The sequence below is a fragment of the Streptomyces sp. S3(2020) genome, assembly GCF_013044505.1.
Classification (GTDB): domain Bacteria; phylum Actinomycetota; class Actinomycetes; order Streptomycetales; family Streptomycetaceae; genus Streptomyces.
The window spans coordinates 1-12,617 of the sequence record NZ_JABERD010000131.1 but is presented as its reverse complement, the minus strand read 5'-3'; the positions used below and the strand labels follow the sequence as shown (position 1 = coordinate 12,617).

Annotated in this window: 11 protein-coding genes; 5 read left to right on the top strand and 6 right to left on the bottom strand. The window is 70.9% G+C overall.

The genetic code is table 11. The features are described from left to right. Nucleotides 1-29 precede the first annotated feature (29 nt). The 4 genes from HLK59_RS32570 (at nucleotide 30) to HLK59_RS32555 (ending at nucleotide 3,356) form a co-directional block, all read left to right on the top strand. Nucleotides 30-968, top strand: coding sequence for a diiron oxygenase (locus HLK59_RS32570; RefSeq protein ID WP_171145170.1), 939 nt, complete (start codon nucleotides 30-32; stop codon nucleotides 966-968). Nucleotides 969-1,221: 253 nt separating this feature from the next. Continuing rightward, nucleotides 1,222-1,869, top strand: coding sequence for a TetR/AcrR family transcriptional regulator (locus HLK59_RS32565; protein WP_171145169.1), 648 nt, complete (start codon nucleotides 1,222-1,224; stop codon nucleotides 1,867-1,869). Between the two features lie 10 nt (nucleotides 1,870-1,879). After that, nucleotides 1,880-2,203 carry a hypothetical protein gene (locus HLK59_RS32560; protein ID WP_171145168.1) on the top strand — a complete coding sequence of 108 codons (324 nt, stop codon included), beginning with the start codon at nucleotides 1,880-1,882 and terminating at the stop codon, nucleotides 2,201-2,203. Nucleotides 2,204-2,306: 103 nt separating this feature from the next. Next, on the top strand, nucleotides 2,307-3,356 hold the full coding sequence (locus tag HLK59_RS32555; protein WP_171145167.1) for an NlpC/P60 family protein: 1,050 nt from the start codon (nucleotides 2,307-2,309) through the stop codon (nucleotides 3,354-3,356). On the opposite strand, the gene HLK59_RS32550 is transcribed toward HLK59_RS32555, so the two are convergent. From HLK59_RS32550 to HLK59_RS32530, 5 genes are read right to left on the bottom strand one after another with little or no spacing between them, the layout of a single operon-like run. After that, nucleotides 3,335-4,582, bottom strand: a complete 1,248-nt coding sequence (locus HLK59_RS32550) for a styrene monooxygenase/indole monooxygenase family protein (RefSeq protein ID WP_171145166.1) — start codon at nucleotides 4,580-4,582, stop codon at nucleotides 3,335-3,337. The two genes, HLK59_RS32555 and HLK59_RS32550, sit on opposite strands and share 22 nt — an antisense overlap. Before the next feature lie 25 nt (nucleotides 4,583-4,607). Continuing rightward, complete coding sequence (locus HLK59_RS32545) at nucleotides 4,608-5,219, bottom strand: ATP/GTP-binding protein (RefSeq protein WP_171145165.1); 612 nt, start codon at nucleotides 5,217-5,219, stop codon at nucleotides 4,608-4,610. Beyond that, on the bottom strand, nucleotides 5,200-5,607 hold the full coding sequence (locus HLK59_RS32540; protein WP_171145164.1) for a DUF742 domain-containing protein: 408 nt from the start codon (nucleotides 5,605-5,607) through the stop codon (nucleotides 5,200-5,202). Before HLK59_RS32540 ends, HLK59_RS32545 begins: the two co-directional genes overlap by 20 nt. Further along, the gene (locus tag HLK59_RS32535) at nucleotides 5,604-6,104 is read right to left on the bottom strand and encodes a roadblock/LC7 domain-containing protein (protein ID WP_171145163.1); all 501 of its coding nucleotides are present in this window, start codon (nucleotides 6,102-6,104) and stop codon (nucleotides 5,604-5,606) included. Before HLK59_RS32535 ends, HLK59_RS32540 begins: the two co-directional genes overlap by 4 nt. Then, nucleotides 6,101-8,755, bottom strand: a complete 2,655-nt coding sequence (locus tag HLK59_RS32530; RefSeq protein WP_346779855.1) for a nitrate- and nitrite sensing domain-containing protein — start codon at nucleotides 8,753-8,755, stop codon at nucleotides 6,101-6,103. Before HLK59_RS32530 ends, HLK59_RS32535 begins: the two co-directional genes overlap by 4 nt. 369 nt (nucleotides 8,756-9,124) lie before the next feature. Here HLK59_RS32530 and HLK59_RS32525 point away from each other — a divergent pair, with 369 nt between their 5' ends. Further along, nucleotides 9,125-9,913 carry a protein phosphatase 2C domain-containing protein gene (locus HLK59_RS32525; RefSeq protein ID WP_171145161.1) on the top strand — a complete coding sequence of 263 codons (789 nt, stop codon included), beginning with the start codon at nucleotides 9,125-9,127 and terminating at the stop codon, nucleotides 9,911-9,913. Between the two features lie 7 nt (nucleotides 9,914-9,920). Here HLK59_RS32525 and HLK59_RS32520 read toward each other — a convergent pair whose 3' ends face one another. Beyond that, nucleotides 9,921-12,587 (bottom strand): hypothetical protein, encoded by a 2,667-nt coding sequence (locus HLK59_RS32520; protein WP_171145160.1) that lies wholly within the window; start codon nucleotides 12,585-12,587, stop codon nucleotides 9,921-9,923. Between the last annotated feature and the right edge of the window lie 30 nt (nucleotides 12,588-12,617).

The window sequence follows — 12,617 nt, the reverse complement described above, 5'->3', positions numbered from 1 at the left end:
AGCTTGCTGACAAGCAGTCTCATAAGGGCATGACGACGCTGACGGACGCCGACGCGCTCGCAGGGCTGCGCGATGCGCTCGGCCTGCTGAAGGACCGGGAGCAGGTGGCCCAGCGGCTCCTCGACTCCTCCGCGAAGCACTCCTTCGACCCGGACAGGGAGCTGGACTGGGAGGCGCCCTTCGAGGAGGGCAAGTGGTTCTGGCCCCCGGAGCTGGTCTCCCTCTACGACACCCCGATGTGGAAGCGGATGAGCGAGGAGCAGCGGATCCTGCTCTCGCGGCACGAGGCGGCGGCGCTGGCCTCGCTGGGCATCTGGTTCGAGATCATCCTCATGCAGCTGCTCGTCCGGCACATCTACGACAAGGCGGCGACGAGTGCGCATGTGCGCTACGCGCTGACCGAGATCGAGGACGAGTGCCGGCACTCGAAGATGTTCGCCCGCCTGATCTCGCGCGGCGGCACCCCCTGGTACCCGGTCAGCCGGGCCCACCAGAACCTGGGCCGCCTCTTCAAGACCATCTCCACCACGCCCGGCTCCTTCACGGCCACGCTGCTCGGCGAGGAGGTCCTCGACTGGATGCAGCGGCTGACGTTCCCGGACGAGCGGGTGCAGCCCCTGGTCCGGGGCGTGACCCGCATCCATGTGGTGGAGGAGGCACGGCATGTGCGCTACGCCCGTGAGGAGCTGCGCCGCCAGATGATGACGGCGCCGCGGTGGTCCCAGGAGTTCACGCGGGTCACCTCCGGCGAGTTCGCGCGCGTCTTCTCCGTGGCCTTCGTCAACCCCGAGGTCTACACGAACGTGGGCCTGGACCGCCGGGAGGCCCTGGCCCAGGTCCAGGCGAGCGGCCACCGCCGCGAGGTCATGCAGACGGGCTCGAAGAAGCTGACGGACTTCCTGGACGACATCGGGGTGCTACGGGGTGTCGGGCGACGGCTGTGGAAGTCATCGGGGCTACTGGCCTGATGGCTGCCTGCGGGCCGGCGGGGGCTGGTCGCGCAGTTCCCCGCGCCCCTGGGTGGGTACTGCCGGGCCTACATTGACCGCACCCACCCCAGGGGCGCGGGGAACCGCGCGACCAGCCACGACGCACCCGCACATGCCCGACCACACCAGACGGGCACCGCCCGGCATGCGCCGACCGCACCCACCCCAGGGGCGCGGGGAACTGCGCGACCAGGTACGACGTACGCGCAGGCGGCCGACTACGCTGCGAGGCATGACCCCCTCCGCGCCCGCCTACCGTCGCCTCAGCGTCGAGGAGCGCCGCAGTCAGCTTCTTGAGGCCGCGCTTGGCCTCTTTGCGCACCGCGCGCCGGAAGACGTGTCGCTCGACGACGTGGCGGAGGCGGCCGGAGTCTCGCGGCCGCTGGTGTACCGGTATTTCCCCGGCGGCAAGCAGCAGCTGTACGAGGCCTCCCTCAGGTCCGCCGCCGATGAGCTCCGGCAGTGCTTCGACGAACCCCGCGAGGGCCCGCTCCCGGAGCGGCTCTCCCGGGCCCTGGACCGCTACCTCGGCTTCGTGGACCAGCACGACGCCGGGTTCAGCGCGCTGCTCCAGGGCGGCAGCGTCGTCGAGACGTCCCGCACCACCGCCATCGTGGACGGCGTACGCAGGGCCGCGGCCGAGCACATCCTCCGACACCTCGGGGTCACCGAACCCGGCCTGCGGCTCCGCATGACCGTACGCATGTGGATCACCGCCGTGGAGGCGGCGTCCCTGATCTGGCTCGACGAGGACAAGCAGCCCCCGGTCGACGAGCTCCGCGACTGGCTGGTCGAGCAGTTCGTCGCCGTCCTCACCGTCACCGCCGCCCGCGACCCGCAGACCGCGGCGCTGGCGCGGACCCTCACCCCGCATATCTGAGACTGGTCCCGTGAAGAGCGAAGACACCCCCTTCGAGGGCGGCCCGATGGACGGTCGCGTACTGCCCGTCCTCCTGGGCCCCACCGGCCACCCGCCCAAGCAGTACCGCATCCCGGTCCCGGACGCCGCCGGCGGTCCGCCCACCGTGCTGGTCTACCGCCGCGTCCCACGGGGCCAGAGCAAGCGGCTCGGCCTCCAGCAGGGGTGGAAGTACGAGTACGAGCCCGAGGGCACACCCTCCCGCCTGCGCTGGCCATGGTCGAAACCCGGCACCGGACCCGGCACCGGGCCCGACGCCACGCCGGGCGGCAAGCGGGAGGACACCGACGGGTGACGTGATTGGGCCGAACCGCGCACGCTCGACGCGCGGGCCTTCGCGACGCGTCCCATGCTCGCCGTGCGGAACAGAACGGCTGTCCCGCACCGGAGGTGATGACGTGTCAGGAAGGCTGCTGCGCCTGGCGTGTACGGCGGCGATCGCGGCCGGTACGGCCCTGGCGCCCGTGCCCGCGACCGCCGTACCGGAACCCGGTGAGCGCACGGTGACCGAACTGCTGACGGATCTTCAGCGCCTGTACCGGGAGGCGGAGCAGGCCACGGAGACGTACAACGCGACCGAGGAGAAGCTGAAGCGGCAGCAGGCGGAGGTACTCCGTCTGGACACCGCGCTGTCCCGGGCCCGGCTCTCCCTCCACGACAGCCGGGGCGCGGCCGGCCGGCTGGCCCGCCAGCAGTACCAGAACAGCACCGACATCTCCCCCTACGTCCGGCTGCTCCTGGCCCGCGACCCCCAGCACGCCCTCGACCAGGGCCATGTCATCGGCCAGTTGGCCCGGGAGCGCGCCGAGACGGTCGGCCGTCTGACCGGCAGCGAGAAGAAGGCCGACGGTCTGGCCCGCGAGGCCCGCGAGGCGCTGGACGGTCGACTCACGCTGGCCGCACGCCAGAAGAAGGACCGGGACGGCGTACGGAGGAAGCTGCACGATGTCGAGGAGCTGCTCGCCTCCCTGAGCGAGGAGCAGTTGCGGGAGCTCGCCCGGTTCGAGGAGGACGAGATCACCGAGGCGCAGGACGACCTCATCGCGTCGGGTGCCCTGAGTGACAAGGACCGCAAGCCGTCGGACCAGGGCGACAAGGCGGTGCGGTACGCCATGGAGCAGGTCGGGAAGCCGTACAAGTGGGGTGCGGAGGGGCCGAAGGCGTACGACTGCTCAGGTCTGACCTCGCAGGCGTGGGGGCATGCGGGGACGACCGTCCCCCGGACCAGTGAGGAACAGTGGGCGCGGCTCCCCCGTATCCCCCTCAAGGAGCTGCGCCCCGGCGACCTGGTGGTCTACTTCCCCGACGCCACCCATGTGGCGATGTACCTGGGCAAGGGGCAGATCGTCCAGGCTCCGAGGACGGGCGAGAAGGTCAAGGTGTCCCCGATCGCGTCGAACCCGATCCTCGGAGCCGTACGCCCTGATCAGGAGAGGGACGCGAGGTAGGCCGCGGTCTTCTCGGGCTCGTAGAAGAAGTTCTCGAAGTCGGCCGGGTCGTCGAAGGCGTTGGCGAACCTGTCGGCGGCGGGCTGCAACTGCCCTGCGGCGCCGATGAGGTTCAGGATGTGCTCCGGGGGCGGCGACAGCATCGCGTTCGTCCACTTGGTGACGTGCTGGGCGGTGTCCCAGTAGCGGTCGAACGTCGCCTGCATCCACTCCTCGTCGAACTCCTTCTCCCCGCGCTCCACGATCGACGCGAGGTACGAAGCGGCGCACTTGGCGGCGGAGTTGGAGCCCTGGCCGGTGATCGGGTCGTTCGCGACGACGACGTCGGCGACACCGAGGACGAGGCCGCCGCCGGGCAGACGGCCGATGGGGTTACGGACGGTGGGCGCGTACCGGCCCGCCAACGTGGCGCCGGCGTCGGTCAGTTCGGCCTTGGTGGCCCGCGCGTACTCCCACGGCGTGAACCTCTCCATGAGTTCCAGGGTCAGGGAGAGGTGTTCCGCGGGGTCCTTGACGCCGTTGAAGACGTCGAGCGGGCCGCCGGGTATGCCCTCCCAGAACAGGATGTCCGCGCGGCCCGAGGTGGTGAGGGTCGGCATGACGAAGAGCTCGCCGACGCCGGGGACCAGGTTGCAGCGGACCGCGTCGTAGTCCGGGTGCTCGGGGCGGGGGCCCAGACCGTGGACGTAAGAGACGGCCAGCGCGCGCTGCGGCTCGCTGTACGGCGAACGGGAGGCGTCCCGGCCGAACATCGACACCAGCTCGCCCTTGCCCGCCGACACCAGCACCAGGTCGTACGTACGGGAGAAGTAGTCGAGGTCGGAGACGGCCGCGCCGTGGATGACGAGCTGTCCGCCGCGCTGGGCGAACGTCTCCATCCAGCCCGCCATCTTCACGCGCTGGTCGACCGACTGCGCGTACCCGTCGAGCCTGCCCACCCAGTCGATGGCACGGGCCGCGGGGCCCTCGGCCCAGGAGCCGGGGGCCGCGACCGAGACGCCGAGTCCTTCGATCTTCGGGGCCTGGGACTCCCAGAAGTTCAGCTGGAGATCGCGCTCGTGCTGGAGTGCCGTGTGGAACATGCACTGCGTCGACATGACCCGGCCGGAGCGGATCTCGTCCGCCGTCCGGTTCGACATCAGGGTGACCTCGTACCCGTGCGACTGGAGTCCGAGGGCGAGCTGGAGACCGGACTGGCCGGCTCCTACGACGAGTATCTTCCGCATACGGGTGGTGGCTCCTAGGTCGCGACTACTCAGGTGTTTCTGCCAGCGCGTGGCCGACGAGGGCCAGGAGGCTCTCGATCACGGAGATCTTGCGGCGCGCGTCCATGATCATTACAGGTATGCGCGCGGGGATCGTCAACGCCTCCCGCACGTCCTCCGGTTCGAACAGCTCACTGTCGTCGAAGTGGTTGACCGCGACGACGTACGGCAGTCCGCAGCTCTCGAAGTAGTCGAGCGCCGGGAAGCAGTCCTTCAGCCGGCGGGTGTCGGCCAGCACGACCGCGCCGATCGCACCGCGCACCAGGTCGTCCCACATGAACCAGAACCGCTGCTGGCCCGGCGTGCCGAACAGATAGAGCACCAGGTCGTCGTCGAGGGTGAGACGGCCGAAGTCCATGGCCACGGTGGTGGTGAGCTTGCCGGGCGTGGCGGTGAGGTCGTCGGTCTCCTCGCTCGCCTCGGTCATCAGCGCCTCGGTCTGCAGCGGTGTGATCTCCGAGACGGCGGTGACGAGCGTGGTCTTGCCGACGCCGAAGCCGCCGGCCACGACTATCTTCGTCGCGATCGGGGCCCGGTTGCGGTCCGTCTGCCAGGACCTCAGGTCCTCATCGGTGTCCTCAAAGACGACGGAGTCCACTCAGCACCCTTTCGAGCAGAGCGCGGTCCGGACGGCCGGTGCCGTGACCGGTGCCGGTGCCGTACACACGGATCTTTCCCTGGTCCGCGAGGTCGCTCAGGAGCACGCGGACCACGCCGAGCGGCATCTTCAGCAGCGCGGCGATCTCGGCCACCGTGCGCATACGGCGGCAGAGTTCGACGATGGCCCGCAGCTCCGGCATGACCCGGGTGTTGAGGGAACCATTCGTCAGTTCCTTGCGCTCCTCGGGGGCCTCCAGTGCCGCGACGAACGTCTCCACCAGGAGGACGTGGCCGAAGCGGGTGCGGCCGCCGGTGAGCGAGTAGGGGCGGACCCGGGCGGGCTTGCGGTCGCCGCCGCGGACGGGGAGGTTCGGACGGTCGGTCATCGCTCGCCTCCCGTGGTCTCGGTCTCCAGTGACTGCCGTAGCTCACTGCGGAGTTCGGGGGTCAGGACGTGACCGGCACGGCCGACGAACAACGCCATGTGGTACGCCACGACACTCATGTCGCTGTCCGCGGAGCCGTGCACACCGAGCAGTGAACCGTCACTGATCGACATCACGAACAGACTGCCCTCGTCCATCGCGACCATGGTGTGCTTCACACCGCCGGAGTCCATGAGCTTGGCGGCGCCGATGGTGAGGCTGCCGATGCCGGACACGATGGTCGCGAGGTCGGCGGAGGAGCCACGGGGGCCCTTGGGGGTGGTGCGGGTCTGACGGGCCTCGTCGTTGGTGCCGGGGTCGGAGGAGAGCAGGAGCAGGCCGTCCGATGAGACGACCGCCACTGACTGGATGCCCGGCACCTCCTCGACCAGGTTCGTCAGCAGCCAGTGCAGGTTGCGGGCTTCACTGCTCAGTCCGAAGGTACTGGGCGCGGTCAACTGCTTGCCTCCTCGGGCGTGCCCCCCGTGGAATCTTCGCTGTGTGCGGGTGTCCTCGTCTGACCCGTCTGTTCGGCGATCTCTGCTTCTACGTCGCGGTAACCGGCCTCCGCCCCCCGGCGGAAGCCGCCGAGCCTCCGGCGGAGGGCCTCGGCGTCTACGGAACTGTTGCGGGGCCGCTGCGTCGGGGCTTGGGCCGTGATCTTCGGGGTGCGCTTGGGGAGGCCCTTCGCGGTGAGCTGGTCCTCGTCCGGGGTGCGCGCGTGTTCCGTCTCGTCGTCGTCGCGTGCGGGTGGCCCCTGTGGGGGTTCCCCGGCGTCGGCGGATACGGGTCCGGGGGTTGCCCCGGGCTCCGCCGGAACCGGTGCCAGCAGCTCCATCGTCGTCTCGGCCGGGCTCTCCTCCGAGGCCCGCACCGCCTGCTCCGCCAGCGCCACCAGGGTGTCCCCGGACCCCGAACGGCCCGGCAGGACATTGGAGTTGGCCTCCGCGTCGGCGCCCGGGAGGGAGAAGGTGTGGGTGGTGCCGGACAGCGGGGCGGCGGAGGGGACCGCGGCGGACGGCGCCGGCGCCAGCAGGCCCTTCGGGACGACGACGACCGCGGCGATGCCGCCCTGCTTCTGCTCACGGAGCTGGACGCGGATGCCGTGCCGGTGGGCGAGACGGGCGACGACGTACAGGCCGAGGCCGAGGCCCTCCTCGCCCTCCTGGTCGTAGGGGGACTCCGGGTCGAAGTCGGCGAGGCGGGAGTTGAGGCGGGTCAGCCGCTCGTCGGTCATGCCGATGCCCTCGTCCTGGACGGAGAGCATGACCTCGCCGCTCTCCAGCAGCCAGCCGGAGACCTCGACGGGCATGTCCGGCGGGGAGAACGACGTGGCGTTCTCCATCAGCTCGGCCAGGAGGTGGGAGAGGTCGTCGGCCGCGAAGCCCGCGACATGCGCGTGCGGGGGCAGGGCCGCGATCCGGACGCGCTCGTAGCGCTCGATCTCGCTCACCGCCGCCCGTACGACATCCACCAGCGGGACCGGACCGGCGTGCTGCTGGACATGTTCCGTGCCGGCGAGGACGAGGAGGTTCTCGCTGTGGCGGCGCATGACCGTGGCGAAGTGGTCGAGCTTGAAGAGGGTGGCGAGCCGGTCGGGGTCCTGTTCGCGCTCCTCCAGGCCCTCGATGACGGCGAGTTGGCGTTCGACCAGGCCGAGGGTGCGCAGCGCGAGGTTGACGAAGGTGCCGCCGATGCTCTCGCGCAGGCGGGCCAACTGGGCTGCGGACTCGGCGAGTTCGGTGCGCAGCTCCTCGCGGGCGTCGGCCATCTTCTGGCGCTGGCCGACGAGGTGCTTGCGGTCGGACTCCAGGGTGGCGACGCGTTCCTGGACGGCGACGGCGTGCGCGTGCAGGGCGTTGACGGAGCGGACGACCTGGGCGAACTCGTCGTTGCGGCCGGTGAACTTGACCGGTTCCTCGGCCGTCGGCTGCTCGGACTGCGCGAGGCGGGCGGAGCCCAGGCGCAGGACGGCGAGGGGGCGGGTCAGGGTGCGGGCCATGGCGGTGGCGATACCGACGGCGAGCAGCATGAGGCCGCCGAGGATCGCGACGCGCAGCTCCAGCGCGGTGACGTCGTCGTCGCGGAGCTGGGCGAGGTCCTTGGTGCGCTGGTTGTAGAGGGAGGACTCCACACCGCGCATCAGGTCCACACGGGCGGAGAGGGCGGCGTCGGCCTTCTTGGTGCTGGTGTCGAGTTCGCCGTCCGAGAGCGTGGCCTGGTCGGTGAGAGCGGCGAGGTACTTCTCGGCGGAGTTGACCTCGGGGCCGGTGACCGTGGAGTCGTAGCTGTTCTTCGCGGCCTCGGGAGCCGTGTCGTGGAAGTCGGCGAGGGCGGCGTCGGAGCGCAGCCGGGCCTGCTGGGCGGCGGCGGTGAGGGCGTCGCGCTGCTTGGTGTCGGCGGCCGAGGAGGTGACGACGGTGGAGGTGAGCCCGGTGATGGGGTCGGTGACCGTCTGCTCGGTGCGGGGCACGTCGAGCGCCGCGAGGAGCAGGCCGCGGGCGGCGGCGGCCTGCTGTACGGCGGAGTCCAGCTCGGCGAGCGCGTAGGCGCCGGAGCCGGCGCGGGGCGGCAGCTGCTCGGCCAGGTGCTCGGCGAGCCGGTGCAGTTCGGTGATGGCCGCGGAGTACGTCTGGTGCACTTCGAGGGCGGGGCTCTTGCCGGTGAGCGCGGCGCGGCGCAGGGCGGCGATGCCGTCGAGGTCCGTACGGAGGTCGGCGGGGGTGTCGGTGTCGGCGCGCAGTTCCTCGACCTGGCGGTCGACGCGGGCGCTGCGCTGCTCGGAAGGGGCCTTTGACTTGGCGCGCCCGGCGGCGACGTAGGACGTGGCCTCGTCCCGTTCGTCGGCGAGCGAGTGCGCGAGGATCAGGGCGTCCTGGGTCTGCTCGGCGAGGGTCACCAGGTCCTGGGAGTCGCTCAGTTCTCCCGAGGCGGCGAGGATCGAGGGGGCGCCGGCGCCGGCGATGGCGGCGGCCACGACGGCGGCGGCGACGATCAGCCGGTTGCGTACGTGGGTGGGGCGGCCCTTGCCGACGGCGGAACCGTCGGCGGTGGTGGGTTGGGCGGGGGCCGTCTGCTTGCTCGTACGACGAGGCCGCGTCTTCTGCACCGGTGCTCGCATTCCTGACTCGTGTACCCATGGGCCCGGGTGACGCTCCGTCAACTGGAGTCACACACCGGGTACGTTTCCCGACCCTCCCAGTGCCGCTGGGCAGCGGGCGCGCATCATCCGACCCGCCACCCGAAGGAGTGAACCCCGGAGGGGAGTTGGCGAGCAAGTTCCGTTGGCATGGTCAGCGACCTTGAACGGCGGGCCGGTTGGACGTCGCCGCCGACCGATGGCATTATCCGCCACCACGCCTTCCCGGAGTGAACGATTCCCTCCCAAACCAGGCGCCTGACCTGCGCGCCTGCACCCATCCGGCGACCATTGCCAGCCTTTTGTGAACACCGTGAAGGGCTCGTGCAGACTGGCCGGATGCGTACGGAACTTGTCTCGGAGCCCGGTGACCGGACCCGCCCCAACGAGGACTTCGCGAGCGTCGCGCTTCCGGCCTCCGGACAGGGCGGGGCGCTCGTGGTGCTGGACGGCGTCACGCCACCGGCGGGCGGGACCGGGTGTCTGCATTCCGTCCCCTGGTTCACGGCGCGACTGGGTGGCGCGCTGACCGAACTGACCGTTTCCCTCCCCGATGTTCCGCTGACCGAGGCGTTGAGCCTCGCCCTCTCGCGTACCTCCGAGTCCCACGCCCACACCTGTGACCTTTCTCACCCACGCACACCGCAGGCAACAGTGGTTGTCGCGCGCTGGTCGGCGCGGACGCTGGAGTACCTGGTCCTCTCGGACTCGGCGCTGCTGCTGGAGTCGGGGGACGGCACGGTGACCGCCGTCCTCGACGACCGCCTCTCCCGTCTCCCCCGCTCCTCCCTGGCGAGCGCCGCCCTCGTCGACTCGACCCTCCGCAACAAGGAGGACGGCTTCTTCACCGCCGCGGCCGATCCGTCGGTGGCACGGCGGGCGGTGACGGGGTCCCTGCCGCGCTCCTCCGTCCGAGCCCTGACCGCACTGACCGACGGGGCGACCCGGTGGGTGGAGAAGTTCCACGAGGGCGACTGGACGGACTGCTTCGCCTTCGTACGGAAGGAGGGGGCGGGGGCGTTGGTGGCCCGGGTGCGGGAGCTGGAGGCGGCGGATGCGGAGGGGCGGGTGTTTCTGGGGCGGAGCAAGACGCATGACGATGCGACGGTGGTGTACGCGGAGTTGTGAGGTGGCGTCAGGGGCTCGGTGAGGGCTCGGCGCTGACGGACGCTCCGGCACCGGGGTTCGTGGGGGTCGGGTTGCTCTCCGGCGCGATCCACGCTCCCACCATGGCCGTCGCCAACGCGGTGGCCGACGCCACCAGGACCGTCGTCACCGGGACGGCCGTGGCGGACAGGGAGCGGAAGTTGCGGATCTGGCCCCAGCGCAGTCCGGCGACACGGACGAGGCGGGCCTCCCAGTAGAGGCCGAGGACGAGGAAGACGGCAAGGCAGTTGCCCGTGGTGAGAAGGAGCGAGACGGCGAAGTCCTCGGGTGTCAGCCCCCGGTACAGGAGCTGGGCCAGTTCCACGGGCAGGACCACGGCGAGCAGGGACAGCGCCTTGCCGATGGGGCTGCCGCCACGGATCCAGGAGTAGGCGTAGCCGTAGACGAAGCCGTAGACGGCCCAGCGCAGAGCGTACGTCCACACCTGTTCGTCGCGCGGGTCGTCCGCACTGAGCGGCGTCGGCACCGTGTACAGCATCCACGGCACACAGAGGGCGGCGAGCAGCACCGCGGCCGCCAGACCGTTCCGCAACGCGGTGCGGCCGCCGGAGGTGCCGAGTGCGGCCAGACGGAGGTTGACGGAGTGCTGGGGAGCCGTACCGCGCTCTCCGAGGGCCCCGAGGTGCCGCCAGCGGGCGCTCCACTGGCGTGCGGTCAGCTCTCCCTCCGCGAGCGCGGTGCGGGAGGAGGAGAGGAACTCCCGTCGGCCGGCCGCGAGGGCCTGGTCCTTCAACAGGGCGTGCACCAGCCGGTTGTGGGCGGCCGGGCGGGTGTTGTGCAGCCGTACGGCCCGGGTCTCGGCGGACGGCGGCAGCAGCCAGGCGAAGCCCGCGGCGCCGACCAGGAGCGCCGCGTAGTAGCCACCGCGCTGCGCCTCCAGGTCGCCGAACATGCTGAACCCGTACGCGGCGAGTCCGGTGGCCGCCCCCGCGATCCCCAGCCCTACGGCGATCGTGCGGACCTGCGACGGCCAGCCTTGGTGACGTTTGCCGTGCATCCAGAGGCACCACAGGGCGATGGCGAAGGCCAGGTACAGGACGGTGCCCGGATAGTAGGAGGCAGCAACAGTGGGATAGAGCCCGATGAGCACCCACGTGTCGTCGGCACCCTGCCCCCAGATCCGGAACCCGTTGTGGATGAGGACCGGAAGGAAGGAATAGACCACCAACAGGACCCATCCCACACGCACCAACCAGACACGGCGGGCCTCAAGGGCCACGACGAACAGGGCGAGGGCTTCCCAGCCCCATGCGAGCACCATGACGACCAGGGAGTTCAGGTTGCCCCAGCCGGATGCATTGTCCGGAGTGACCACCCCCAGACCGGGCCCGACGCCCAGCACCGTCAGCCAGACCGCTCCGGCCGCGACAGGCGTCCAGCGACGCCCCGTGGCCCCGAGCAGGCCGCGCTTCAGCACGACCACCACGCCCACGGTCGTCAGGGCCACGGCACCGAGCGACAGCAGAGGCCACCGGGTCCCTTCCACCGTGGTGACGAGGACGGCGAGGGCAGGCAGCGCGAGGCTGGGAATCAGCATCGGCAGCAACTCCCGCAGCCGCGGCGGGCGCCCCGTGGCGAGCCGTACCGCGAAGGCGGCCAGCAGGAAGGGCAGCAGCGCCCACGACCAGAGGGCCAGCGCCGATCCTCTCGCCGGATAGAGCCAGGTGGGCCACGGCACGGCATCGGATCCCGCCAGGCCGTACAGCAGCAGTGCCGCGGTCAGGGCACAGGACGTCACGGCCACGGTCGTCCACTGCCGACGGGACCCGGGCGGCGACCATCTCCGGACGAAGGGCAGCACCCAGCAGACACTCACCGCCACCAGGGCGGCGGCGAGCCAGATCGCCTCGCGCAGCGGAGTCTCCCGCTGGAGCAGTGCGCTGAGGTGCTCCACATCGCTCTGCTCGTCGACCCGCACGGGCGCGTCAGGCGCCGCCCGTTCGACGGGCTCACCCAGGACCAGAGTCACCTTCTGCCGGCCCTCGGGGACGCGCAGTTCGGCATGGTGCGCGTCCTGGCGCAGCGTGGTTCCGCCCATGATCCGGAGGATGGGGCGTTTGGGTACGTCGAGGGTGAGGGTCCAGGTGTCGTAGATGCCCGCTCCGCCCAGTCGACCCTCTGTGCCGATGAGCGTGATCACGGCGTAGCCGTCGATGCACTCGACCGCGTCGTCGTTCTCCACCCAGGAGGCCCACTCTTCGAAGGAGGCCTGTACCTGCGAGGACGGTGACCGCTGAGCGAGTCGGCCGTCGTCGCTGATCCCGTTGAAGACGGTTCCCTCGCAATCCTTGGTGCCCGCGCCGAGGCGTAGCTGGAAGGGGAGCCAGCCCTGCAACGTCTGGGTGCCCGTGCGCAGATCCGCGATCATGGAGTCCGAGGGGCGGAGGCTCACCTCGTGGTCCGCGGTGGCCCTCCAGACGTTGTCGTCGGGCGCGATGCGCAGCACGGTCGTGCCGGCCCGCGGCGGGCGCCCCTCGGCCCGATACCGCTTCTCGGTCGCGGCCCGGGCCCGCTCCTCCTCGTTGTCCGCACCGGTCGGGTCCTGACTGCCGGTGGCCGGGGGCGTCGGTTCCGCCCGCATCCCGTCCGCCGCCCGCAGCCACCCCACATGCGAGACCCCGACGGCAAGCGCCACCAGAACTCGCTCTTATACACATCTCCCAGA